This window comes from Prevotella sp. 885, from assembly GCF_002265625.1.
Lineage (GTDB): Bacteria > Bacteroidota > Bacteroidia > Bacteroidales > Bacteroidaceae > Prevotella.
This window is the reverse complement of sequence record NZ_NOVE01000006.1, coordinates 72,365-95,400: the sequence shown is the minus strand read 5'-3', so window position 1 is coordinate 95,400 and position 23,036 is coordinate 72,365. Positions and strand designations below refer to the sequence as shown.

Here is a 23,036-nt window from a genome sequence, read left to right as displayed (position 1 = left end):
TAAGGCAATATGGAAAAAGATTCTAATGAAAAAAAGGCACCAGCATATCTTACCAAGATTTCGAGCGAAACTTTCGATAAGCTGAAAGAACAACTCCTGCAGCTGATGGTCGTGGAGAAAAAATACCGCGACCGACATTTCACGGCCAAGAAACTGGCTGAGGCTTTGCATACGAACACAAGGTATGTTTCCATCGTACTAAATGTGCGCTATCATCTCAACTATTCGCAGTTTGTCAATCGTCTGCGCATAGAAGAGGCGATGGCTCTGCTTGCGGACAAGCGCTATGCTGGCTTGCGTATGGACGAAATATCGGATATGGTGGGATTTGCTAACAGACAGTCGTTCTACCGCGCGTTCCAACTCTACACGGGAGTGACGCCGCGGCAGTATCAGGCCAATTATATTCAACCTTAAAAATAAATGGCAGAAACATTTAAATTCACAGATGAGCGTTTTGCTGACATTCAGATGCTCCGCTATCGTCTTGACGGTTTCGAAGATCTGACATTAAAGCAGAAACTATATATATATTATCTTGCCAAGGCCACATTATGCGGTCGTGACATCGTAACCGACCAGTTCGGTCGTCACAATCTTCTTATCAGGAAGACCTTGGAGGCTGTGTATGAGAACTTCGTGGGCGACCGCACGTCGCACGATTTCCAAGCTCTGACGGTCTATCTGAAGCGTGTGTGGTTCTCCAACGGCATCCATCATCATTATGGATGCGAGAAGTTTGTCCCCGACTTCTCCGAGCCTTTCTTCATCGAAGCCGTACGTCAGGTCGGAGCCGACAAGCTGCCGCTTGCCGAAGGACAGACCGTGGACAGCCTCTTGGATGAGCTGTGCCCCGTAATCTTCAATCCTTCCGTACAGGCAAAGCGCGTAAATCAGAAGGACGGCGACGACCTTGTCAAGACTTCTGCATGCAACTATTATGAAAATCTCTCGCAGAAGGAGGTGGAGGATTTCTATGCCTCTATGCGCAATCCAGAGGACCAGACTCCGATTTCCTATGGACTAAATTCCACCTTGCGAAAGCATGCTGACGGCACCATCCACGAGGACGTATGGAAAGAAGGCGGACTTTACGGACATGCCATCAAGCACATTGTCAATTGGCTGGAGAAGGCAGCAGAAGTGGCTGAAAACCCGCAGCAGACAAAAATCATAAATCTGCTCATCAGTTATTATCGTACAGGCGACCTCCACGTCTTCGACCAGTATTCCATAGAGTGGCTCAAGGAGCAGGAAGGCCGCATCGACTTCATCAACGGCTTCATCGAGGTGTATGGCGACCCGCTTGGCATCAAGGCTTCGTGGGAAGGCATCGTCACGTACAAGGACCTTGTAGCCACACGCCGCACTCAGACCATCAGCCAGAACGCACAATGGTTTGAAGACCATTCGCCCGTGGACCCGCGCTTCCGCAAGACTAAGGTGGTGGGCGTTACTGCTAATGTGGTCTGCTCAGCCATGCTTGGTGGCGACGAATATCCCTCCACTGCCATTGGCATAAATCTTCCTAATGCTGACTGGATAAGGGCAAGCCACGGATCGAAGAGCATTACTATCGGCAATCTTACGCACGCTTACAATCAGGCGGCACGTGGCAACGGCTTCCTTGACGAATACGTCATCGACGACGCCACACGTGCTCTCATTCTGAAGTACGGCGACCTTTGCGACGATCTCCATACCGACCTCCATGAATGTCTCGGTCATGGATCGGGACAACTGCTCCCTGGAGTGTCAGCTGACGCCCTTGGAGCCTATGGCAGCACCATAGAGGAAGCCCGTGCCGACCTCTTCGGACTTTATTATATCGCAGACGCCAAACTCGTGGAATTAGGTCTTGTGCCTGACGCCGATGCTTATCGTTCGCAATACTACACCTATCTTATGAACGGTCTGATGACTCAGCTGACGCGCATCAAGCCCGGACATGAAATAGAGGAGGCACATATGCGCAACCGTGCGCTGGTGGCAAGATGGACTCTCGCCAACTATCCCTCGGCTCTTTCGTTGACCCAAAGGGACGGCAAGACATATCTCCAGGTGAATGATTACGAACTCCTTCGTCAGGCTTTCGCCACTCTTCTTGCCGAAATACAGCGCATAAAGAGCGAGGGCGACTTCGACGGGGCACGTAGCATGGTGGAGCAATATGCCATACACGTCGATTCTGTTCTCCACGAAGAGATGCTGGAGCGCTATGCCAAGTTGGGAATAGCCCCATACAAGGGATTCCTCAATCCGCACATGACCCTCGAACAGTCAGCCGACGGCACCATAACGGATGTCCGTCTCGACTATTCAGAAACATATGAACACCAGATGCTCAGATATTCCTCTGAGTACGGTTATCTCTAAAACAGCAACAAAGACCATAAAATGGATAATAACGAAAAGCTGAAGGCCATTAAAAGGTCGTTCCGTCTGTTCATGAATGGAGTGACGTCGCAGTCAATGCGTGAGAAGGGCCTTGACTATAAAATAAATTGGGGAATATCCCAACCCGACCTCCGACGTATAGCCTCCTCCTACGACAAGGACATGGAGCTGGCTGACATGCTGTGGGCGGAGAAGATAAGGGAATGTCGCATGCTTGCCACACTTCTCTGCCCTGCGGAAGAGATGACCGTGGAGAAGGCTGTAGAATGGTCCGCATCCGTCGACTCCATTGAGTTGGCGGAGTTTCTTGCGTTCAATCTTTTCCAGCATATTGAGGGAGCCGACCGCTTGGTGAAGCCTCTTCTCGATGCCGACAATAAGTGTCTCCATATCTGCGCTTACCATCTCGCCACACGCTTGCTCAAGCAGCGTAAGCCGCTCGATGCAGAAGCTTATACAGCTTTGCTCGGAAGTGCAGAAGCCGACTTCCGTCAGGCAGACCGACACGTGGTTCATGCCATGGTCAACTGCCTGGAATATATCACGGGAAGCGACAGCCCCTATGCCGAACATACAGCCAGACTGCTGAAAGAGTTCGGTTTGGATGCTTTTTAGGCTATCTATTTGGATACTTTCTTAAAATAATGTAACTTTGCATTTAAATGAAAGATGACGTCAAGGAAGTGGTTCGGTCAGTACTGACTGATTACATCGAAACCAACCATTGCCGGAAGACACCCGAGCGTTTTGCTGTGCTTGACGCCGCATACAGCCTTGGAGGATTCTTCAGAACGGAAGACTTGGTGGAGGAGTTGGCGCAGCGCAATTTTCATGTAAGCCGCGGCACGCTATTCAATTCGCTTCGTCTCTTCGTCGAGCTGCGTCTTCTAATACGCCACCGCTTTCAGAACGGCACCCGTTATGAGGCGTGCTATAAGAACGAGAGCCATTGCCACCAGATCTGCACAGTATGCGGCAAGGCCATAGACGTGGACATACCAGGCATTTCAGACCTCCTGCAGGACGCCAAGATGCGCCGCTTCCGTAAAGACCGCTATGCGCTCTACATTTACGGAGTGTGCTCAGCCTGCCAGCTGAAGGAAAAGCGTAAGCGGGTGGCAATAAAGAACGAAAACAAAAAATAACCGAATCAAAACATTTGATTTTTTATGAATAAAGGAAAAGTAGATGTCCTCCTCGGTCTCCAATGGGGCGATGAGGGAAAGGGAAAGGTCGTAGACGTCCTTACTCCGAAGTATGATGTAATTGCTCGTTTTCAGGGAGGTCCTAACGCAGGACATACCTTGGAGTTCGAAGGCCAGAAGTACGTGTTGCGCAGCATCCCCTCTGGCATCTTCCAGGGTGGTAAGGTCAACATTATAGGTAACGGCGTGGTTCTTGCTCCGGACCTCTTCATGGCAGAGGCAAAGGATTTGGAGAAGAGCGGTCACGACCTCAAGGAGCGCCTCCATATCTCAAAGAAGGCACATCTTATCATGCCTACACATCGCGTACTCGACGCAGCCATCGAGGCTTCAAAGGGAAAGAACAAGGTGGGCACCACTGGTAAGGGCATCGGCCCTACTTATACAGACAAGGTAAGCCGTACCGGTCTGCGTGTGGGCGACATCCTCGAAAACTTCCAGGAGAAGTATGAGGCACACAAGGCCGCACACCTCAAGCAGATTGCAGCCCTCGGCTATACAGACTTCGACATCACAGAGGTGGAGAAGGCATGGATGGAAAGCATCGAGTATATCAAGCAGTTCCACATCGTAGACAGCGAGCACGAGATCAACAAGATTCTCCGTTCTGGCAAGGACGTTCTTTGCGAGGGAGCACAGGGCACAATGCTCGACGTAGACTTCGGCTCATATCCCTTCGTTACTTCTTCCAACACAATCTGCGCAGGCGCTTGCATCGGTCTCGGCATCGGTCCTAACCGCATCGGCAACGTCTACGGTATCATGAAGGCATACTGCACACGCGTGGGTGCTGGTCCTTTCCCCACAGAGCTCTTCGACGCTACTGGCAACAAGATTCGCGACCTCGGTCACGAGTATGGCGCTGTGACAGGACGTGAGCGCAGATGCGGATGGTGCGACCTCGTACAGCTCAAATACTCTATCATGATTAATGGCGTTACAGAGCTTATCATGATGAAGAGCGACGTGCTCGACACATTCCCCACCATCAAGGCATGCGTGGCTTACAAGCTGCAGGACGGAACGCAGACCACAGACCTTCCTTACGAGCTGGAGGGCGTTGAGCCTATCTACAAGGAGTTTAAGGGATGGAACGTGGATATGACATCATTCACATCTGAGGACCAGTTCCCCGCAGAGTTCAAGGCTTACATCGACTTCCTTGAGGAATATCTCGAGACTCCTATACGCATTGTCTCAATCGGTCCGGACCGCGAGCAGACAATCGTACGCAAGTAACATCTAAGACATTATATGGCAAAAACAAGCATACCCAAAGGTACGCGCGACTTCTCTCCTGAGGAGATGGCGAAGCGTAACTACATCTTCGACACCATACGTGGCGTATACGCTCTGTACGGATTCCAGCAGATCGAGACTCCTGCCATGGAAACTCTGCAGACCCTCTTGGGCAAGTATGGTGAAGAGGGCGACAAACTGTTGTTTAAGATTCTCAATTCCGGTGACTATCTCTCAAAGATAGACGACGAGCAGCTGCTTCAGCGCGACTCTCTTCACCTTGCCTCAAAGCTCTGTGAGAAGGGACTCCGTTATGACCTTACCGTGCCTTTCGCACGCTATGTCGTACAGCATAGAGAGGAGATACAGCTGCCTTTCCGTCGCTTCCAGATTCAGCCCGTGTGGCGTGCAGACCGTCCGCAGAAGGGCAGATACCGCGAGTTCTATCAGTGTGATGCTGACGTAGTGGGATCTAACTCGCTTCTTAACGAGGTGGAGCTCATCCAGATTATGGACACGGTATTCACCAAGTTCGGAATACGCGTGGCAATCAAGATCAATAACCGCAAGATTCTTACCGGAATAGCTGAGGTTATCGGTGAGGCAGAGAAGATTGTGGACATCACGGTGGCTATTGACAAGCTGGACAAGATCGGACTGGACGGCGTAAACGCTGAGTTGCGTTCCAACGGCATTTCTGATGAGGCTGTGGAGAAGCTCCAGCCGATTATCGCCATGACCGGCACCAATGAGGAGAAGCTTCAGGTTATTGCAGATCTGCTTGCTTCTTCAGAGACAGGTATGAAGGGAGTGGAGGAGACACGCTTCATCCTTGAGAAGGCTGCCAAGTGCGGCATCCGCAATACTCTCGAGCTTGACCTTACACTCGCTCGTGGCCTTAACTATTACACGGGAGCCATCTTTGAGGTTAAGGCGCTCGACTATGCCATCGGTTCGATTACTGGTGGTGGACGCTATGACAATCTTACTGGCATCTTCGGAATGCCTGGACTTAGCGGAGTGGGCATCTCGTTCGGTGCAGACCGCATCTACGACGTGCTTTGCGGCCTTGATCTTTATCCCGAGCAGACCACATGCGGCACTCAGGTGCTTTTCATTAACTTCGGCGAGGCTGAGGCTGACTATTGCCTGCCGATGCTCGGAAAGTGTCGTGAGGAAGGCATTCGTGCCGAAATCTATCCGGACAGCGCGAAGATGAAGAAGCAGATGGCTTATGCCAACTCGAAGAACATCCCCTTCGTGGTGCTTGCTGGCGAGTCGGAGATTGCCGACAACAAGTTCACTCTCAAGAACATGACCACAGGCGAACAGAAGCTTGTAACAGCAGACGAGCTTGTTGAGGCTGTGAAGTAACCATACTTTTTTATTGCGTTGTGGATTTGACGCAGATAATGACTGACAAAGCGGAAACGTGTCAAGATAGGAGTCGAGGAATTCCATTTTGATGTGTTTCCGTTTTTTGTGTTCCTGCTATTCATTGGTTGTTGGGCGTCTTAGTTAAACAATTTGATTGTGCTGCAAAGTTAGTATATATGTTCCAACGTTGCAATAGTTGTCCCCCGGGGCGTGTAAAGTTGTCCTCCATGACGTGAAAAGTGGCGCTGCGCAAATTGCTAACTCCTAATTCATCTTGTCATCTTGTCATCTTGTCATTTTGTCATTTTGTCAAAATGAAAAAGCGAAAGTGCTTGTCAGACTCCTATAGTATAATATATAAAATGCATATTATACTATAGAGCCAAATAACCAACATTCAGAGAATGATTTTGACAAAATGACCAAATGACAAGATTGTGTTCTTGTTTATTCGTGATGATAGCTCTCGCCCTTAATGATGGTGCAGGCACGATAGAGCTGTTCGGTGAATATCAGGCGGACCATCTGGTGTGAGAAGGTCATGCGTGAGAGAGAGATTTTTTCGTTGGCACGCTGATATACAGCGTCTGAGAAGCCGTAGGGACCTCCGATGACGAAGACCAGTCGGCGTGCTGTCTGCATCTTCTTCTGCAGCCATGCAGCCGTCTCCATGCTGGTGCGCTCCGCTCCGTGCTCGTCAAGAAGCACTACGGTGTCAGAGGGTTGCAGTTGGCGCAAGATAAGCTCGCCTTCAGCCTTTTTCTGCTCCTCCTCGCTGAGGTTCTTGGTGTTTTTCAGCGCAGGGATGGTGTTGATGGAGAAGGAGAGATAATGTGTTATCCTGTCTGCGTAATCAGCTATACCTGTAGCGAAGAGCTTGTCCGTGGTCTTGCCCACAAGTATGAGTTCAGCCTTCATATTCCTCCTTCCGCTTAGGGTTCATCGGAAACCATCCTTTCTTCACTCTTTGCTTCTGTTCGAACAGCTCGCCTATGCTCCACAGGCACGAGGCTCCCAACACTCCGAGAAGTGAGGAGATTATGACGTTGGCAATGAGCATTGAACCGATGATGAAGGCGATGCCCGCAAGAAGGAAAATCCACCACAGGCGTACTCCGAAATAATATTCCATCTTAATGACGATGGGGTGGAACAGTCCGATAACCAAAAAAGTGCTGACGGCTATCGAAAGTCCTGTTAAATGTATGTTCTCCATATTAATATACGTGTTATGGTGCAAAATTATAAAAAATATTGAACTTGCGGGAGTGGAAGGGCAAAAAAGAATCGAAAATATTTTGTCGGTCGGCTGAAAATAGGTAACTTTGCACCCGCTTATAAAAATATAGCTTATCAAAAATAGTTTAATGAAGAATGACAAAATGAAAAACCAGTACCGCGTGAATGAGCAAATTCGCGTTCGGGAAGTACGTATAGTTAGTGACGGCGAATCAACAGTGATGCCTACGCGTCATGCTTTGGACATGGCAAGAGAGCAGGGTGTCGACCTGGTTGAAATATCTCCCAATGCCCAGCCGCCAGTTTGTCGTCTCATTGACTACAGCAAGTTCCTTTATCAGCAGAAGAAGCATGCAAAGGAAATGAAAGCTAAGCAGGCAAAGGTTGAAATCAAGGAGATTCGTTTCGGACCTCAGACTGATGCTCACGACTATAACTTCAAGCTTAAGCATGCTCAGGAATTCCTTTCTGACGGCAATAAGGTGAGAGCTTATGTGTTCTTCCGCGGTCGCTCAATCCTTTTCAAGGAGCAGGGCGAGGTGCTGTTGCTCCGTTTCGCCAACGATTTGGAGGAATACGGAAAGGTGGAGCAGCTTCCGAAGCTCGACGGTAAGAAGATGTTCCTCTATCTGGCTCCGAAGAAGACTGGTGCCGTGAAGAAGAGCCAGCAGAAGATGGACCGCGAGAAGAGAGAGGCTGACGCCAACGCCAAGAAGGAAGAGGCTGTAAACACAGAGATGCCGGCAAACGGTGGTCTGCTCGCAAACGCTAAGGTGAGCGAGGCAGCACTCAAGGCTCTGAAGGGCGAGGAATAAGAAAAGACGTTCCTTGCGTCAGACAAGAAAGACCATAGTATAGAAAAATGTGCGTAACGCCTTGGTATATGCGTTGCCACAATATATTAATAAATTAAATAACAAAAAAATGCCAAAAGTTAAGACAAACTCCGGTGCAAAGAAGAGATTCCGCTTTACCGGAACCGGTAAGATCAAGCGTCATCACGCTTACCACAGTCACATTCTGACTAAGAAAACAAAGAAGCAGAAGAGAAACCTGGTTCACCAAGCAATTGTTGATAACAGCAACCTCAAGCAAGTTCGTGACTTGCTTTGCCTTCGTTAATTTCACTAGTCAAACATTTAAAGGAAAAGAAAAACTATGCCAAGATCAGTAAATCACGTTGCTTCAAAAGCAAAGAGAACAAGAATCCTTAAGTTGACCAAGGGTTACTATGGTGCAAGAAAGAATGTTTGGACAGTTGCGAAGAACACTTGGGAGAAGGGTCTCACATACGCTTACCGTGACCGCCGTAACAAGAAGCGCAACTTCCGCGCATTGTGGATCCAGCGTATCAACGCTGCTGCTCGTCTCGAGAACATGACCTATTCTACACTTATGGGTGCACTCCACAAGGCTGGTATCGAGATCAACCGCAAGGTCCTCGCTGACCTCGCTGTTAACAATCCTGAGGCTTTCAAGGCTATCGTAGCTAAGGTAAAGTAATCTGAGGATTATAAAAAGCAAGAAATAAAGAAAAGGATGGAATTGGGTTTTCGCTCAGTTTCCATCCTTTTCTCGTTTTTTTATCTATCAACTTACTTCATTCTGACTATTCTGATGCCTGTCTGGCTTGGGTGGCGCTGCATGTATTGATAGAGCGTCATCGGTTCTTCCACCACTTTCTTGTGTATCTGCGAGGCATTGAGCATGTGCAGCCCGTCCTTGTGCCACACGGCAATGCCGATGTGTGACGTGTCGAGTCCCTTCTTGGAGGTGGTGATGGCTATGATGTCGCCGTCCTTTATGGTGGAGCGGAAGAGGCTGGTGTTTCGGATGGAGGCTTTAGGGATGTAGCGATATTTTCTTCCGCTAAGTTCGCGTTCTCTTTGTGCTATTGTCTTGATGTCCTCGGGCGAATCCTTGAGCATCGGGTAAAGAGAGACGTGCGTGGTCATGAAGTCAATCCGCAGAAGCTGTTCGGATGTGAACGGAGGGGTGGGGGATTGCAGCTCGTGTACGTATCCCTTCTTTGTGTTCTCCTCTATCCATTGTGTGAAGTAATGCTGGCGTGCGGCGTACGTCACTTCGCCGTTCGCATATCTGAGAAGGCGCAGCTGATTCTTATAGTCGTCGTAGGAGGTGCGGCTGTTAGTCACGTAAAGATAGATGGCCATGGTGTTCTCCACGTATGTGGTGCAGTCGAGCTGTCGTGCGTTGATGACGAGGCGTTCTTTGCCTTCTGTCTCCAATGTCTTAGCCATGTAGGGTGTGCCGAGGAATTTCCTTGCTATGTGAAGGATTAGCTTGGAACGTCGGTCCTCCTTGCTGACAGAAGCGTTCTTGCAAAGCTCTTTATAGTAAGCTTCAGAATCCTTTATTATGGACGTGATGATGACGGCGTCTTTGTCTGCAGGCTTTGTAGATGCGTCGTTGGGTGCTGGCTTTGCTGGAGCCGGTTTGACAGTCACGGGAGCTGCTGGCTTCTGCTGCGCATTGGTCTTGTTGCTGTCGGAACATGCTGTGAGCAAGAGAGTGCTCATAGCTATGAGGAATGATTTGGTTATCATATTGTTTTTGTGGTGTTAGTCTTTTTTCTTTTCTTTATTTCATTTTGCCGAAGTTGAATCCTATATACAGATTTATGTTGCCGAAGGTGGTGTTGGTGCGGAACTGCGACTTACGGTAATTGTAAGTATGGAAGATGGCGCTTATGCCGTAATACCACTTCATGTTGTTCCATACCAGTCCGAGTCTGCCTACTCCGTCGAGGTTGAAGTTGTGGAACGAGAAGTCGCGGAAGTTCAGAATCTCGTTGTCTTTCTCGCTACTTGCGCCCTTGTAGCCAATGGCAGCCGAGAGCGAGATGGCAGCCAGCCAGTTATGAGCGAACACCCAGTTGTAAGCGTAACCTCCGGACAGGGAAATGTCGGTATAGTTGATTTTCTTCTTGTCGGGTCCTTCGCTCATGTATCTGCTTGCCACGTCCTCGCCCAGCTTGTCAGAGACGATGGAATAGAGCTTGTCCCAGTCTATGCTGAGCGAATGCTTGGTGTAGCCTATTCCGCACAGAGCCGAACCGCTTGAGCGGCGTTGTATGGTGGACTGGCTGAAGGCGGCAGGATAAGAGAATCGCTTATGATTGAAAATATAGTATAAGTTGAAACCCTTGATGCCTACGTTGATGCCGTCGTACGATACGCCGTTGAGAGGCTCGGTGTTTATCACACGATCATGGTCGAGATAGGCGTGCTTTATGCGATAGTCGTTGCCGGTCTTGCGGTAGAAGAGGTCGATGCCAATCTGCGAACTGTAGAGCGAGAGGTCGAACTCCTGCTTGTTGTTGCCGTTGCGGAGGTGCTTGACGTCGAGTGTGTAACCGAGGAACAGCCATCTCCAGCCGACGTAGGGACCAATCTTGATGGACGGCTGCGGGGAAAACATAAAGTCGTTGCCGCTTCCGGAGCTGATGGTGTACGACTCATACGTGTTGGTGTTCTGCATCATGAACGTGAAATTGTATTTCTGCGGCTCGATGTAGTTGGTGTCCACCCTGCTGAAGTTCTTTACCACCTTGTATGTCGACTTCATCAATCGCTTGAAAAACGGCTCACGCTTAGTGCGCTCAGATATTTCCGAGCGTACTATAGTGTCGCTGTCAGCCGTCATGGCCAACGTGTCCGTGTCTGCCTTTTGTGCAGACATCTGGATGTACGGAAGCGCTGAAATCGCCAGTAAGATGAGTCGTTTTGTCACGTATATAGTGTTCTTTTGGTTGGATATGGTCTTTGTTTAGAGCTTGCCGAGTATGCGGTCCATCACCCAGTTGACGGGAGTGGCGCTCACGCTCGTGCATTCGCAAATGCCAATGCCCTGCAGATGCTCTATGACGGAGCGGATGATGGGCAGCTGTACGTAAGGCGGATTGGGAACGACGATGCTGCTTCTGCCTTCGCTCGTTACAAGCTGTATGGGGCTGTAGTTGTAGACGGAGAAGGAGAGCATTCCTTTCTCGCCGATGACCTCTATGCGGTCTTCCTTGGCGCTCTGATGGCCCACGAAACACCATGAGCCGCTGCCTGGCAGACCGTTCTCAAAGTAGAAACAGGCGCTTATTGTGTCCTCTGCCTTGTAGAGCTTTGCCATGTTAGAGCAATAGCCGTGTGCGCGTGTTATTACGCCGAAGATGTCCTGTATCAGGTCGAGCTGATGAGGGGCAAGGTCGTAGAAATAGCCTCCTCCTGCGATGTCGGGTTGCAGGCGCCAAGGTAGCGAACCGTTGCTCTTATAGTCAAGGTCGCGTGGCGGAACGGAGAACCTTATCTGTACGTTGGCAGGCGTGCCGATGGCTCCGGACTGGATAATCTGCTTCACCTTCTGGAAGTAAGGCAGGTAACGTCTGTAATAAGCCACGAAGCAAGGCACGCCGGTCAGCTCGCTTATGCGATTGATTCGTGCGCAGTCCTCGTAGCTTGCAGCGAGAGGCTTCTCTATGTAGACGGGCTTGCCTGCCTTCATCGCCATGATGGCGAAAGTGGCGTGGCTGGACGGCGGCGTGGCTATGTAGATGGCGTTTATCTCCGGGTCGTTAATGAGCTCAAGAGGGTCAGTATACCATTTTTTTATGTTATGTCTTTTAGCGTACGACTCAGCCTTCTCGGCGTTGCGGCTCATAACTGCCACAACGTGCGAACCGGGCACCTCGTTAAAGGCAGGTCCCGACTTCTTCTCGGTCACTTCGCCGCATCCAATGAATCCCCATCCTATTTCTTTCATGATAAGTGTTTGTATATAATAATGTGTTGTCGTTATGTTGTGGTTTTGTTGCTTAGGCGTGTTCTTCCAGCCATCTGTCGATAAGCATTCGTGCCAGGCTCAGCTTCTCTGGAATGGTGGGAAGCGCGTCCTTATGGAACCATCCTCCCTTGGAAAGCTCCGATTCCTGCAGTTTCAGCTCTCCGCTCTCGTATTCGGCGAAGTAGCCCACCATCAGACCGCAAGGGTAGGGCCAAGGCTGCGACTTGAAGTAGCGGAGATTCTTTATCTTGAGCGACGTCTCCTCCATGACTTCTCTCTGTACGGCTTCCTCAAGCGATTCTCCCGTCTCGACGAATCCGGCTATGCAACCGTAGAAGTCCGTCTTGAAATTCTTTGCGTGGACGAGGAGCAGATTGTCACCCTTGTTGATGAGGACGATGATGGCTGTGGCAAGGAGAGGCCACGAGAGCTTGCCGCATTTAGGGCAGACCTTCGAAATTTCCGTGTTCATAACCAGCTTTTCGCCGCAACGTCCGCAGTATTGGGTGTTGATGTCCCAATATAGCAGCTCGTGGCATTTTCCCGCTTTCTGATAAAGCTCAGGAGAAAGCTTGTAGTAAGACTTGCGCAAGTCGCACCATTCATATCCGGCAGAATCGACATTTTCAGACATTTCCAAGGCGTTGACGAGTGTGCCGTCAGCCATAGGCGTTACGTTCAGTACGTGTGCCCCTTCGTTCAAGCAGAACGGGCATGAATCTCCAAAAGGAATGGTGTAAGTTCCGTCTGCTGTTTGTTTCAGCAGGACGTCGTTTTTATGAAAGACAAACCAATAATTCATAAGTGTGATATTTGTGGTACAAAAGTAGGATATTTTATTGAGAAACGCATCAAAAAAAGTAAAAATACGTGCTCCTTTCTTGCGTACGTCGATTATTTTTGTACCTTTGCACGTGTAATCTTTCATAGACGATCATGACTTTAGTTATTGTAACCATAATTCTTCTGAGCTATATCTTAATAGCTACCGAGAAATTCACCAATATAAGCAAAGCCGCCGTTGCAATCTTCGTTGGAACGCTGGTTTGGATTCTCTATGTGGGTTACGGAATGGACTTCGTAACGAGCCATCATTCTTCAGAATATGCCAATTTTTTGGCTTTACGCCCTTCTTCCTCGGTTGAGGTGAAGAACTTCATAGCACAGAACATCTTCCTCAGATACGTAGGCAAAGCCTCCGAGGTGGTGTTGTTCCTGCTCTCCACTATGGCAATAACGGAGATATTGGTGAACAACGGCTGCTTCGACTTTCTTACGCGACTGATACGGACGCGCCATAGCAAACGCATGCTATGGATTGTTTCTGCCCTGACGTTTGTCATCTCTGCCAATCTGGACAACCTTACCACTACGGTAATAATGCTGACCGTGATGCACGGAGTGGTGGTGAAGCAGAAGCAACGCATACTTATGGGTTGTGCCATTGCCATTTCGGCAAACTGCGGTGGCGCTCTGACCGTAATCGGTGATCCTACGGGATTGGTGTTGTGGAATACGGGAGCCGTGACAGCCACCAATTACTCGATGACTCTTGCTGTTCCCTGCCTTGTGGCATGGGCGTTGCCGGTATGGTGGATCGGCAGGATGCTGCCGCCACATGTGGAGGTGGAGAACATGATGCTCACGTATCGTGGAGACGATGCCAACGTGAAGACTTGGCAGCGCATTCTGATGCTTATGATAGGTATAGGCGGTCTTTGGTTTATACCTACATTCCATAACATTACGAAGCTCAGTCCGTTTGTAGGTGCGTTGTGCGTGGTGGCTGTGCTTTGCGTTGTAAATGAAATAATAACGCGCAAGTCGCTAAATCCAGAGGAGAAGGTGAAACGCAGAGGTCTGCGTGCCCTTCAGTATGACGTGATGCAGATGATACTCTTCGTGTTGGGCATCATGCTTACCGTCGGCGTGGTTTGCGAGACGGGTATTGCGGACAGCATAGAAGGTTGGCTGAAAGACTATTGTTCGGACGCTTTGGTGCTGGGACTGATTGCTCAGGCTGCCAGCTCCGTGCTCGACAATTTCGTCACGTCGGTTTCGGTGCTCTCTGTTTCTGCCCCGACTTTGTTGGGTGATGGAGCGGATATGGCTTCGAAGGCAGACCTCGGACTCTGCTGGAAGGCAATAGCTTTCTCGTCTTCCGTAGGCGGAAACATCTTGTGTATAGGCAGTATGAGCGGACTGGCGCTTATGAAGATAGAACGCATAAAACTCGGCTGGTATTTGCGTAATGTGGGTTGGGTGGCGATGATAGGCTCCGTGCTCGGCCTTCTGATAATGAACTTTTTACTACAATAATACATTAACTATGGCAAGAATTCAAACAATAGGAATTTTGACCTCGGGTGGTGATGCCCCAGGTATGAACGCTGCTATACGTGCGGTAACCCGTGCAGGCATCTGTAACGGTTATAAGATTAAGGGTATCTATCGCGGATACGACGGTCTTATCAACGGTGAAATAGAAGACTTCACTACAGAGAATGTTAGTGGAATAATCATGTCTGGAGGAACCATACTTAAGACTGCCCGCTCAAAGGAATTTATGACCGATGAGGGTAAGGAGAAGGCTTACCAGCAGATGCAGGAGCATGGCATAGACGCTCTTGTCGTGATTGGCGGAAACGGATCGCTGACCGGTGCTATGGAGTTTGCACGTAAGTATGATGTATGTTGCATCGGTTTGCCCGGAACCATAGATAACGACCTTTACGGAACCGACTCGACAATCGGATATGACACCACTATGAACACCATCGTGGAGTGTGTGGACCGCATCCGCGATACGGCGCAGAGCCATGAGCGCATCTTCTTCATAGAGGTGATGGGACGCGACGCAGGATTCCTTGCTCAGAACAGCGCTATCGCAAGTGGAGCAGAGGCTGCCATCATTCCGGAGGATTCAACCGACGTGGACCAGTTGGCTCGATTCATGGAGCGAGGCATCCGTAAGTCGAAGAAGAGCTGTATTGTAATAGTATCGGAAAGCCCCAAGTGTGGCGCTATGTTCTATGCAGAACGTGTAAAGAAGGAATTCCCGCAGTTCGACGTACGCGTGTCAATCCTTGGTCACTTGCAGCGTGGCGGTCGTCCGAGCGCTCATGACCGTATCCTTGCTTCCAGAACAGGCGTAGGTGCGATAGAGGCCATTCAGCAGGGACAGCGCAACGTGATGATAGGCGTTCGCAACAACGAGATTGTTTATGTGCCGCTGAGCGAAGCTATCCGAAGCGATAAGCCGTTCGACCGTAAGCTCATTAAGGTGCTTGACGAGCTGAGCATATAACGTCTTTGTCCGATTTGCACTAAAATATTGGTACTTTTAAGAGCATTTGTAGCGATTTTATTTTTTATGTAAAATATTGTTGTTATATTTGCAGCGCATAAAAAAACTAATAATAAATAAAATCTATATGTCACAAATCAACGGTCGCATCTCGCAGATTATCGGCCCGGTTATCGACGTTTACTTCGATACAGCCGGAAAGAACCCTGAAGAGGTGTTGCCTAAAATTCACGAAGCTCTGAAGCTTAAGCGTCCTAACGGACAGGAGCTTATCATTGAGGTGCAGCAGCACATCGGCGAAGATACCGTACGCTGCGTCGCAATGGACAATACCGACGGATTGCAGCGTGGCTTGAAGGTTGTTCCGACAGGCAATGCCATCATGATGCCGGCAGGTGAGCAGATCAAGGGTCGTATGATGAACGTCATCGGTCAGCCTATTGACGGTATGAGCACGCTCAGCATGGAGGGTGCTTATCCTATCCACCGTGAGGCGCCCAAGTTTGAGGATCTTTCCACACACAAGGAGATGCTCGCAACGGGTATCAAGGTCATTGACCTTCTGGAGCCTTACATGAAGGGTGGTAAGATTGGTCTGTTCGGCGGTGCAGGTGTGGGTAAGACCGTGCTTATCATGGAGCTTATCAACAACATCGCCAAGGGTCATAACGGTTATTCGGTATTCGCCGGAGTTGGTGAGCGTACTCGTGAGGGTAATGACCTTATCCGAGACATGCTCGAGTCAGGCGTTATCAAGTACGGCGACAAGTTCAGAAAGGCAATGGAGGAAGGCAAGTGGGACTTGTCTCTCGTTGACCAGGAAGAGCTTAAAAAGAGCCAGGCCACACTTGTCTATGGACAGATGAACGAGCCGCCTGGAGCACGTGCTTCCGTGGCTTTGTCAGGTCTGACAGTTGCAGAGGAATTCCGCGATCATGGTGGAAAGGACGGCGAAGCAGCCGACATCATGTTCTTCATCGACAATATCTTCCGTTTTACTCAGGCAGGTTCTGAGGTGTCCGCCCTTCTCGGTCGTATGCCTTCAGCCGTAGGTTATCAGCCGACACTTGCCAGCGAGATGGGACAGATGCAGGAGCGTATTACTTCTACAAAGAAGGGATCAATTACTTCGGTACAGGCAGTATATGTGCCTGCTGACGACTTGACTGACCCGGCACCTGCAACAACCTTTACTCACCTTGACGCCACAACAGAGCTTTCGCGTAAGATTACGGAGCTTGGCATTTATCCTGCCGTAGATCCTCTGGGTTCTACATCACGTATCCTCGACCCGCTGATTGTGGGTAAGGAGCACTATGAGTGCGCCCAGCGCGTTAAGCAGATTCTTCAGCGCTATAAGGAACTTCAGGACATCATCGCCATCCTTGGTATGGACGAGCTTTCTGACGAGGACAAGCTGACCGTGAACCGTGCACGTCGAGTGCAGCGTTTCCTTTCTCAGCCGTTCGCCGTGGCAGAGCAGTTCACAGGCGTTAAGGGTGTGATGGTTTCTATTGAGGACACCATCAAGGGCTTCAACATGATTCTCGACGGCGAGGTGGACAACCTTCCGGAGCAGGCATTCCTTAACGTAGGTACGATCGAGGATGCCATCGAGAAGGGTAAGAAGCTTCTTGAGGCAGCTAAGGGATAATCCGCTTCACACTTAATACTTGTAAGAATATGAGTTTGAATCTAAGAATCGTCTCTCCTGAGAAAGTGGAGTTTGTAGGAACGGTGGACCGCGTGGTCGTGCCGGGCGCAAGTGGTGAATTCGAGATACTTACCAATCACGCTCCTATTATCTCTACACTCGATAGCGGACGTATCACATTTTTTGACTCAGAAGGCGAGCATGAGGTGAAGGCAATGGGTGGTTTCGTTGAGGTGCAGAAAAACAACGTAAACATTTGTGTTGAACTTTAATGAAACCCGGTTGACATGTTGAAAAATACAGAGATAGCAAAACTTAGCCGACGTTATGTCGTGCAGACTATTTTAGCTGTAGTGGTACTGTCGTTGGCTGTACTTTCCCTGCAGATGTTCGCTCATGTTGACGGACTTGTCCCGCCTCTTGTAGTGAGTGCATTGTTCGCCCTTGTGGTGGAGCTTGCCGACATATTCTTATGGAAAAGGATAGCCGTGGCAAATCAGAATATGCTTCCGACATTCTTTTCGGCCGTGTCCGGCTTCCGTATGTTGTTGGCTCTCTTCACGCTTGTAGGATGCTACATTGCCGTAGGTCGCGATGCGATGCTCGAATACTGTCTGGTGTTTATGGTTTTCTATTTATGGATGATTGTCCACCATTCGGCATTCTTCTCGCACGTCTCCAATTCGCATACTGAGTGTGACAAAGATAATAAATAAACGATAATGAAACAGATAAAGTCATTATTACTTCTCTTGGTATTGGCATTGATGCCAGCCTTCGCCTTTGCAGGAGGGTCCCATGGAGAGGAGGGCAAGTCGCTCGATATTCCGTCTACGGTACTTGAGCACCTGTCTGACTCTTATGAGTGGCACATCGCTTCCTATGAGGGCAAGAGTCTGAGCATTCCGTTGCCGATAATCGTCAGAAGTTCAAGTACAGGCGAGTGGTCGTTCTGCACAGAGCATACCTTGCCGAAGAATTTCTTCTTCGACGAGGAACATCATGGCAAGATCTATGAGAAAATGCCTGATGGCTCGAAGGTGCGTCCCATCGACCTTAGCATCACGAAGACTGTGGCACAGATCTGGATTGTGGTTTTCGTGCTGCTGGGAATATTCATCCCATGCGCCCGCTGGTATAAGAACAAGGACGAGAGAAGTGAGGCTCCTGGCGGATTTGTCGGTATGATGGAGATGTTCGTCATGACAATCTATGACGACGTGATAAAGGCGTCGATAGGCGAGAAGCGTTTCAAGCCCTTCGCACCATATCTGCTCACGGTGTTCTTCTTCATCTTTACGACGAACCTTCTCGGTTTGCTCCCGATATTCCCGGGTGGTGCCAATGTGACGGGTAACATCAACGTGACGTTCTTCCTCGCCATCTGCACCATGATTGCCATCAATCTCTTTGGCAATAAGGAGTATTGGAAAGATATCTTCTGGCCTCACGTACCGGTATTCCTCAAGGCTTATCCGGTGCCTTTGATGCCAGTCATCGAGTTCTTCGGTGTGTTCACCAAGCCGTTCGCTCTAATGGTCCGTCTCTTTGCCAACATGATGGCAGGTCACGCAATCATCCTGAGCTTCACATGCGTCATCTTCCTCGGATGGTCGATGGGCGTGGGCTACGGTATAGGTTTGAACCTCGTAAGTGCCATAATGATGCTCTTCATGAACTGTCTTGAAGTGCTTGTGGCATTCATTCAGGCTTATGTCTTCACCTTGTTGAGCGCCGTGTTCATCGGTCTGGCTCAGAAGGAAGAGGAGGCAGAGGCTTAACAACAGAATAAACAATAAAAAAATAACAACTTAAAAAAATTAAACAACTATGATTATTTCATCACTTTTGGCTGCTGAAGGTCTGGCACAGCTGGGCTGCGGTCTCGGAGCAGGTATTGCAGTAATTGGCGCAGGTTTGGGTATTGGTAAGATTGGCGGCAGCGCAATGGACGCTATTGCACGTCAGCCCGAGGCTTCAGGCAAGATTCAGACAAACATGATTCTTACTTCAGCTTTCGTTGAGGGTTGTGCATTGTTCGCTATCGTAGCTTGTGCCTTCCTTATCAAGTAAGGAGTTGCACTCTTACGTAATAGCAACAAAGAGTTCGTAAAATATTGCAAATGGATTTTAGTACATTGCCATCAATATTAACTCCTGACCTTGGACTCCTCTTTTGGATGCTTCTTGCATTCCTTGTGGTGTTCTTCGTGCTCGCCAAGTTCGGCTTCCCGGCTATTATCGGGATGGTGGAGAAGCGCAAGAAGTACATCGACGAGAGTCTGTCCAAGGCGCAGAAGGCCGCTGCCCAGCTGGAGAACATCAAGCAGGAGAGCGAGTCGATGCTTCAGGAAGCACGTGGAAAGCAGGCCGCCATTCTCAAGGAGGCTGCTGCTACACGTGAGGCTATCGTGGCACAGGCACAGGAGAAGGCTCGTGAAGAGAGCGCCCGCATCATCAATGATGCCAAGGCAGAGATTGAAAGCCAGAAGCAGGCTGCAATCAGCGAGATTCGCCAGCAGGTAGCTGCGTTGAGTGTTGAGATTTCGGAGAAGGTCTTGCGCCAGAAGCTCAATACAGATAAGGCACAGATGGATTACATTAACCAGATGCTTGATGAAGTTACAGCTAATAATAAATAAGAGTAAGCTATGGATTTAGGATTAATATCGGTCAGATATGCACGCGCCTTGCTCAAGGCGGGCATTGAGGCTAAGGAGGCCGACAAGGTGTATGCTGACATGCAGACCCTTGCTCACAGCTACTCCACGACGCCTGCGCTGAGGGTTACGATAGATAATCCCATGCTCTCAAAGAAGCAGAAGGAGAGTCTGCTCCTCGCAGCAGCTGCTGGAGGAACATGCGACTTGACAAAGCGTTTTGTCGCCCTTGTGCTCAAAGAAGGCCGTGAGAGTATCATGCAATTCATCGCCAACTCGTTTGTTACTCTGTACAGAAAGCATAACAATCTAATCGGTGCTAAACTAACGACTGCCTGCACCATCGACTCCGTTACGGAGCAGAAGATGCGACAGTTGGTTGAGGGAAGGACAAATGGCACAGTTGAGTTCCAGACAGAGGTTAATCCTAACATCATTGGCGGATTCGTACTTGAGTACGACACCTATCGTATGGATGCCAGCGTGAAGAAACAGCTCAATGCCATTCTGTCACAGCTTAATTAATTAACTTTTAAAGAAGTATGTCAGATAAAATAAAACCAAGCGAAGTGTCACAGGTGCTTCTCGAACAGCTGCAGGGCATTAACAACAGCCAGCAGTTTGACGAGGTGGGTACTGTGCTTGAGGTCGGCGATGGTGTGGCCCGTATATACGGACTCCGCAACGCTGAGGCCAACGAGCTTCTCGAGTTCGAGAACGGCACTATGGCTATCGTAATGAACCTCGAGGAGGACAACGTTGGTTGTGTGCTTCTGGGTTCTACGGAGGGCATCAAGGAGGGCATGGTCGTTAAGCGTACCAAGCGCATCGCTTCTATCCGCGTCAACGACAATATGCTCGGACGTGTCATCAATCCGCTCGGACAGGCCATCGACGGCAAGGGCGAGATTGACATGACAGGTGCTTTCGAGATGCCGCTCGACCGCAAGGCCCCGGGCGTTATCTATCGCCAGCCGGTAAAGGAGCCTCTGCAGACTGGTATCAAGTCTGTAGACTCGATGATTCCTATCGGCCGTGGCCAGCGTGAGCTTATCATTGGCGACCGTCAGACTGGTAAGACTGCCATCGCCGTTGATACCATCATCAATCAGAAGAGTTTCTACGAGGCAGGCAAGCCCGTTTACTGTATTTATGTGGCTATCGGCCAGAAGGCATCTACTGTTGCCGCTCTCGTCGAGAACCTCAAGCAGCATGGCGCCATGCCTTACACTATCATCGTAGCGGCTACGGCTGCCGATCCTGCTGCCATGCAGTATTACGCACCGTTTGCAGGTGCCGCCATTGGCGAGTACTTCCGCGACCGTGGCTACTCAGCACTCGTTGTCTATGATGATCTTTCAAAGCAGGCTGTTGCTTACCGTGAGGTATCGTTGATTCTTCGTCGTCCTTCAGGACGTGAGGCTTATCCGGGCGATGTGTTCTATCTTCACTCTCGTCTGTTGGAGCGTGCAGCACGTATCAACGATCAGCAGGAGGTGGCAGAACAGATGAATGACCTGCCAGAGTGTATGAAGGGTCATGTAAAGGGTGGTGGTTCGCTTACCGCTCTTCCTATCATCGAGACTCAGGCTGGTGACGTTTCGGCTTATATCCCGACCAACGTTATCTCTATTACCGACGGTCAGATCTATCTGGAGAGCGACCTCTTCAACCAGGGCTTCCGTCCTGCTGTAAACGTAGGTATTTCGGTATCGCGTGTAGGTGGTTCGGCTCAGATTAAGAGTATGAAGAAGGTGGCTGGTACGCTGAAGATTGATATGGCTCAGTATCGTGAGCTTGAGGCTTTCTCTAAGTTCTCAAGTGATATGGACGCCGTTACTGCCATGACCATCGACCGTGGCCGTAAGAACAATCAGCTGCTTATCCAGCCACAGTACACTCCGATGCCCGTTGGCGAGCAGGTGGCCATCATCTATTGCGGAACACATGGCTTGATGCACGACGTGCCCGTTGAGAAGGTGCGTGAGTGTCAGGAGACCTTCCTTGACAAGGTTCGTACTCAGCATGCCGACGTAATTGAGGCACTTGCAAGTGGTAAGATTGACGACTCGCTCACAGCTGTTCTCGAACAGACTATGGCTGATGTAGCAGGTCAGTATAAAAAGTAATAGCTTATGCCGTCACTCAAAGAAATCAAGAACAGACTCACATCAGTCAACAGCACCCGTAAGATTACGAGTGCCATGAAGATGGTGGCTTCCTCTAAGCTCCATCATGCTCAGCAGATGATTGAGAACATGCTTCCCTACGAGACGATGCTTGAGCATATCCTCAAGACTTTCCTCGCTTCTGAGGCTGACGCATCCACGGTTTTCAACGTGGAGCGCCCCGTAAAGCGTGTTGCCTTGGTGGTTTATGCCTCTAACAGCAGTCTGTGTGGTGGATTTAATGCCAATGTCATCCGTCTGCTCCAGCATATAGTTGACGAGTATTCTGAGAAGTTGGGCAAGGACAATATTGTTGTCTACCCGATTGGACGAAAGGTTGCTGAGAAGGCGGCTAAAATGGGGCTTCATGTGGCAGGAGACTTTACAAGTCTTGCAGAAAAGCCGAACGTGAAGCAATGTATTGAAATAGCCCGTGAGATAGGGCAGAAGTTTGTTAGTGGTGATGTTGACCGCGTGGAGATGATTTATCATCATTTCAAGAGCGCCGGTTCGCAGATTCTTACACGCAAGAACTTCCTTCCTATCGACCTTACTGAGGAGTTGAAGCGCGACCGCACTCGTGACCTTAACTCTACTGTAACCTCAAAGGAGGCACAGGAGTATCTTAAGAAGAATGCTTCGGCAGAGGAGCACAAGCAAGAGGAAAACGTACGTCCGCTCAACGATAACTTTCTTGTTGAGCCGGACATGAATACAGTCCTCTCGCAGCTCATTCCCAAGTATCTTCACCTGATGCTCTATACAGCCTTGCTCGACAGCATCGCAAGCGAGCATGCCGCCCGAATGGTGGCCATGCAGACCGCTACAGATAATGCTGATGAGATACTTCGCGAGCTCAATCTTCAGTTCAACAAGAGCCGTCAGCAGGCTATTACTAACGAATTGCTCGATATTGTTGGTGGAAGTATCAACAACTAACACCGAAACATATCCATTTTTAGATGAAGACAATCTGTATGTTCCCAACCTACAGGT

At 49.5% G+C, this 23,036-nt stretch carries 26 protein-coding genes; 20 read left to right on the top strand and 6 right to left on the bottom strand.

Annotated elements, in window-relative coordinates; genetic code table 11:
* Positions 1–9 precede the first annotated feature (9 nt).
* Genes CHL74_RS03980 through hisS form a run of 6 tightly spaced genes read left to right on the top strand, consistent with a single transcriptional unit; the run spans position 10 to position 6,215 of the window.
* Positions 10–417 carry a helix-turn-helix domain-containing protein gene (locus CHL74_RS03980; protein ID WP_094879873.1) on the top strand — a complete coding sequence of 136 codons (408 nt, stop codon included), beginning with the start codon at positions 10–12 and terminating at the stop codon, positions 415–417.
* Between the two features lie 6 nt (positions 418–423).
* On the top strand, positions 424–2,376 hold the full coding sequence (locus tag CHL74_RS03975; protein ID WP_094879872.1) for a dipeptidyl-peptidase 3 family protein: 1,953 nt from the start codon (positions 424–426) through the stop codon (positions 2,374–2,376).
* Positions 2,377–2,397: 21 nt separating this feature from the next.
* Complete coding sequence (locus CHL74_RS03970; protein ID WP_094879871.1) at positions 2,398–3,012, top strand: DNA alkylation repair protein; 615 nt, start codon at positions 2,398–2,400, stop codon at positions 3,010–3,012.
* 47 nt (positions 3,013–3,059) lie between these two features.
* Complete coding sequence (locus tag CHL74_RS03965; RefSeq protein ID WP_094879870.1) at positions 3,060–3,542, top strand: Fur family transcriptional regulator; 483 nt, start codon at positions 3,060–3,062, stop codon at positions 3,540–3,542.
* A gap of 24 nt (positions 3,543–3,566) precedes the next feature.
* The gene (locus CHL74_RS03960) at positions 3,567–4,841 is read left to right on the top strand and encodes an adenylosuccinate synthase (RefSeq protein WP_094879869.1); all 1,275 of its coding nucleotides are present in this window, start codon (positions 3,567–3,569) and stop codon (positions 4,839–4,841) included.
* A gap of 15 nt (positions 4,842–4,856) precedes the next feature.
* Positions 4,857–6,215: a histidine--tRNA ligase gene (gene hisS / locus CHL74_RS03955; RefSeq protein WP_094879868.1), complete on the top strand. Its 1,359-nt coding sequence runs from the start codon at positions 4,857–4,859 to the stop codon at positions 6,213–6,215.
* 450 nt (positions 6,216–6,665) lie between these two features.
* Here hisS and rlmH read toward each other — a convergent pair whose 3' ends face one another.
* Both rlmH and CHL74_RS03945 read right to left on the bottom strand, forming a co-directional pair.
* Entirely contained in the window at positions 6,666–7,136 is a 471-nt protein-coding gene (rlmH, locus tag CHL74_RS03950) for a 23S rRNA (pseudouridine(1915)-N(3))-methyltransferase RlmH (protein WP_094879867.1), read from the bottom strand.
* The gene (locus CHL74_RS03945) at positions 7,126–7,434 is read right to left on the bottom strand and encodes a DUF4491 family protein (protein WP_094879866.1); all 309 of its coding nucleotides are present in this window, start codon (positions 7,432–7,434) and stop codon (positions 7,126–7,128) included. The genes rlmH and CHL74_RS03945 overlap by 11 nt, the downstream gene beginning before the upstream one ends.
* Before the next feature lie 151 nt (positions 7,435–7,585).
* Between CHL74_RS03945 and infC the strand changes: the two genes are divergently transcribed.
* From infC to rplT, 3 genes are all read left to right on the top strand, one after another.
* The gene (infC, locus tag CHL74_RS03940; RefSeq protein ID WP_094879865.1) at positions 7,586–8,272 is read left to right on the top strand and encodes a translation initiation factor IF-3; all 687 of its coding nucleotides are present in this window, start codon (positions 7,586–7,588) and stop codon (positions 8,270–8,272) included.
* Positions 8,273–8,381: 109 nt separating this feature from the next.
* Positions 8,382–8,579 (top strand): 50S ribosomal protein L35, encoded by a 198-nt coding sequence (gene rpmI / locus CHL74_RS03935; RefSeq protein ID WP_022159100.1) that lies wholly within the window; start codon positions 8,382–8,384, stop codon positions 8,577–8,579.
* 36 nt (positions 8,580–8,615) lie between these two features.
* The gene (gene rplT, locus CHL74_RS03930) at positions 8,616–8,960 is read left to right on the top strand and encodes a 50S ribosomal protein L20 (protein ID WP_094879864.1); all 345 of its coding nucleotides are present in this window, start codon (positions 8,616–8,618) and stop codon (positions 8,958–8,960) included.
* A gap of 92 nt (positions 8,961–9,052) precedes the next feature.
* Here rplT and CHL74_RS03925 read toward each other — a convergent pair whose 3' ends face one another.
* Genes CHL74_RS03925 through nudC form a run of 4 tightly spaced genes read right to left on the bottom strand, consistent with a single transcriptional unit; the run spans position 9,053 to position 13,053 of the window.
* Positions 9,053–10,024, bottom strand: a complete 972-nt coding sequence (locus CHL74_RS03925; protein ID WP_254923213.1) for an N-acetylmuramoyl-L-alanine amidase-like domain-containing protein — start codon at positions 10,022–10,024, stop codon at positions 9,053–9,055.
* A 34-nt stretch (positions 10,025–10,058) separates the two neighbouring features.
* The gene (locus CHL74_RS03920) at positions 10,059–11,210 is read right to left on the bottom strand and encodes a DUF4421 domain-containing protein (RefSeq protein ID WP_254923212.1); all 1,152 of its coding nucleotides are present in this window, start codon (positions 11,208–11,210) and stop codon (positions 10,059–10,061) included.
* 36 nt (positions 11,211–11,246) lie between these two features.
* Positions 11,247–12,230 carry a Gfo/Idh/MocA family protein gene (locus CHL74_RS03915; RefSeq protein WP_094879862.1) on the bottom strand — a complete coding sequence of 328 codons (984 nt, stop codon included), beginning with the start codon at positions 12,228–12,230 and terminating at the stop codon, positions 11,247–11,249.
* Between the two features lie 52 nt (positions 12,231–12,282).
* Positions 12,283–13,053, bottom strand: a complete 771-nt coding sequence (nudC, locus tag CHL74_RS03910; RefSeq protein ID WP_094879861.1) for an NAD(+) diphosphatase — start codon at positions 13,051–13,053, stop codon at positions 12,283–12,285.
* A gap of 134 nt (positions 13,054–13,187) precedes the next feature.
* Between nudC and CHL74_RS03905 the strand changes: the two genes are divergently transcribed.
* The 11 genes from CHL74_RS03905 (at position 13,188) to CHL74_RS03855 (ending at position 22,979) form a co-directional block, all read left to right on the top strand.
* Entirely contained in the window at positions 13,188–14,570 is a 1,383-nt protein-coding gene (locus CHL74_RS03905; RefSeq protein ID WP_094879860.1) for an SLC13 family permease, read from the top strand.
* Positions 14,571–14,580: 10 nt separating this feature from the next.
* Entirely contained in the window at positions 14,581–15,558 is a 978-nt protein-coding gene (gene pfkA, locus CHL74_RS03900) for a 6-phosphofructokinase (protein WP_094879859.1), read from the top strand.
* 127 nt (positions 15,559–15,685) lie between these two features.
* Positions 15,686–17,212 (top strand): F0F1 ATP synthase subunit beta, encoded by a 1,527-nt coding sequence (gene atpD, locus CHL74_RS03895; RefSeq protein ID WP_094879858.1) that lies wholly within the window; start codon positions 15,686–15,688, stop codon positions 17,210–17,212.
* Between the two features lie 29 nt (positions 17,213–17,241).
* Positions 17,242–17,484: an ATP synthase F1 subunit epsilon gene (gene atpC / locus CHL74_RS03890; RefSeq protein WP_094879857.1), complete on the top strand. Its 243-nt coding sequence runs from the start codon at positions 17,242–17,244 to the stop codon at positions 17,482–17,484.
* A 15-nt stretch (positions 17,485–17,499) separates the two neighbouring features.
* Positions 17,500–17,928 (top strand): hypothetical protein, encoded by a 429-nt coding sequence (locus tag CHL74_RS03885; RefSeq protein ID WP_094879856.1) that lies wholly within the window; start codon positions 17,500–17,502, stop codon positions 17,926–17,928.
* Positions 17,929–17,934: 6 nt separating this feature from the next.
* On the top strand, positions 17,935–18,993 hold the full coding sequence (atpB, locus tag CHL74_RS03880; RefSeq protein WP_094879855.1) for a F0F1 ATP synthase subunit A: 1,059 nt from the start codon (positions 17,935–17,937) through the stop codon (positions 18,991–18,993).
* Between the two features lie 49 nt (positions 18,994–19,042).
* On the top strand, positions 19,043–19,285 hold the full coding sequence (gene atpE / locus CHL74_RS03875; protein ID WP_094879854.1) for an ATP synthase F0 subunit C: 243 nt from the start codon (positions 19,043–19,045) through the stop codon (positions 19,283–19,285).
* Between the two features lie 50 nt (positions 19,286–19,335).
* The gene (gene atpF, locus CHL74_RS03870) at positions 19,336–19,854 is read left to right on the top strand and encodes a F0F1 ATP synthase subunit B (protein WP_094879853.1); all 519 of its coding nucleotides are present in this window, start codon (positions 19,336–19,338) and stop codon (positions 19,852–19,854) included.
* A gap of 9 nt (positions 19,855–19,863) precedes the next feature.
* The gene (locus CHL74_RS03865; protein ID WP_094879852.1) at positions 19,864–20,397 is read left to right on the top strand and encodes a F0F1 ATP synthase subunit delta; all 534 of its coding nucleotides are present in this window, start codon (positions 19,864–19,866) and stop codon (positions 20,395–20,397) included.
* Positions 20,398–20,414: 17 nt separating this feature from the next.
* Positions 20,415–22,001, top strand: a complete 1,587-nt coding sequence (atpA, locus tag CHL74_RS03860; RefSeq protein WP_094879851.1) for a F0F1 ATP synthase subunit alpha — start codon at positions 20,415–20,417, stop codon at positions 21,999–22,001.
* A 6-nt stretch (positions 22,002–22,007) separates the two neighbouring features.
* Positions 22,008–22,979: a F0F1 ATP synthase subunit gamma gene (locus tag CHL74_RS03855; RefSeq protein WP_094879850.1), complete on the top strand. Its 972-nt coding sequence runs from the start codon at positions 22,008–22,010 to the stop codon at positions 22,977–22,979.
* Positions 22,980–23,036: the final 57 nt, after the last annotated feature.

Excerpts from the sequence above, each read along its gene's own strand:
- CHL74_RS03980 (WP_094879873.1), top strand. The coding sequence starts at position 10 with ATGGAAAAAGATTCTAATGAAAAAAAGGCACCAGCATATCTTACCAAG.
- CHL74_RS03975 (WP_094879872.1), top strand. The coding sequence starts at position 424 with ATGGCAGAAACATTTAAATTCACAGATGAGCGTTTTGCTGACATTCAG.
- CHL74_RS03970 (WP_094879871.1), top strand. The coding sequence starts at position 2,398 with ATGGATAATAACGAAAAGCTGAAGGCCATTAAAAGGTCGTTCCGTCTG.
- CHL74_RS03965 (WP_094879870.1), top strand. The coding sequence starts at position 3,060 with ATGAAAGATGACGTCAAGGAAGTGGTTCGGTCAGTACTGACTGATTAC.
- CHL74_RS03960 (WP_094879869.1), top strand. The coding sequence starts at position 3,567 with ATGAATAAAGGAAAAGTAGATGTCCTCCTCGGTCTCCAATGGGGCGAT.
- hisS (WP_094879868.1), top strand. The coding sequence starts at position 4,857 with ATGGCAAAAACAAGCATACCCAAAGGTACGCGCGACTTCTCTCCTGAG.
- rlmH (WP_094879867.1), bottom strand. The coding sequence starts at position 7,136 with ATGAAGGCTGAACTCATACTTGTGGGCAAGACCACGGACAAGCTCTTC.
- CHL74_RS03945 (WP_094879866.1), bottom strand. The coding sequence starts at position 7,434 with ATGGAGAACATACATTTAACAGGACTTTCGATAGCCGTCAGCACTTTT.
- infC (WP_094879865.1), top strand. The coding sequence starts at position 7,586 with ATGAAGAATGACAAAATGAAAAACCAGTACCGCGTGAATGAGCAAATT.
- rpmI (WP_022159100.1), top strand. The coding sequence starts at position 8,382 with ATGCCAAAAGTTAAGACAAACTCCGGTGCAAAGAAGAGATTCCGCTTT.
- rplT (WP_094879864.1), top strand. The coding sequence starts at position 8,616 with ATGCCAAGATCAGTAAATCACGTTGCTTCAAAAGCAAAGAGAACAAGA.
- CHL74_RS03925 (WP_254923213.1), bottom strand. The coding sequence starts at position 10,024 with ATGATAACCAAATCATTCCTCATAGCTATGAGCACTCTCTTGCTCACA.
- CHL74_RS03915 (WP_094879862.1), bottom strand. The coding sequence starts at position 12,230 with ATGAAAGAAATAGGATGGGGATTCATTGGATGCGGCGAAGTGACCGAG.
- nudC (WP_094879861.1), bottom strand. The coding sequence starts at position 13,053 with ATGAATTATTGGTTTGTCTTTCATAAAAACGACGTCCTGCTGAAACAA.
- CHL74_RS03905 (WP_094879860.1), top strand. The coding sequence starts at position 13,188 with ATGACTTTAGTTATTGTAACCATAATTCTTCTGAGCTATATCTTAATA.
- pfkA (WP_094879859.1), top strand. The coding sequence starts at position 14,581 with ATGGCAAGAATTCAAACAATAGGAATTTTGACCTCGGGTGGTGATGCC.
- atpD (WP_094879858.1), top strand. The coding sequence starts at position 15,686 with ATGTCACAAATCAACGGTCGCATCTCGCAGATTATCGGCCCGGTTATC.
- atpC (WP_094879857.1), top strand. The coding sequence starts at position 17,242 with ATGAGTTTGAATCTAAGAATCGTCTCTCCTGAGAAAGTGGAGTTTGTA.
- CHL74_RS03885 (WP_094879856.1), top strand. The coding sequence starts at position 17,500 with ATGTTGAAAAATACAGAGATAGCAAAACTTAGCCGACGTTATGTCGTG.
- atpB (WP_094879855.1), top strand. The coding sequence starts at position 17,935 with ATGAAACAGATAAAGTCATTATTACTTCTCTTGGTATTGGCATTGATG.
- atpE (WP_094879854.1), top strand. The coding sequence starts at position 19,043 with ATGATTATTTCATCACTTTTGGCTGCTGAAGGTCTGGCACAGCTGGGC.
- atpF (WP_094879853.1), top strand. The coding sequence starts at position 19,336 with ATGGATTTTAGTACATTGCCATCAATATTAACTCCTGACCTTGGACTC.
- CHL74_RS03865 (WP_094879852.1), top strand. The coding sequence starts at position 19,864 with ATGGATTTAGGATTAATATCGGTCAGATATGCACGCGCCTTGCTCAAG.
- atpA (WP_094879851.1), top strand. The coding sequence starts at position 20,415 with ATGTCAGATAAAATAAAACCAAGCGAAGTGTCACAGGTGCTTCTCGAA.
- CHL74_RS03855 (WP_094879850.1), top strand. The coding sequence starts at position 22,008 with ATGCCGTCACTCAAAGAAATCAAGAACAGACTCACATCAGTCAACAGC.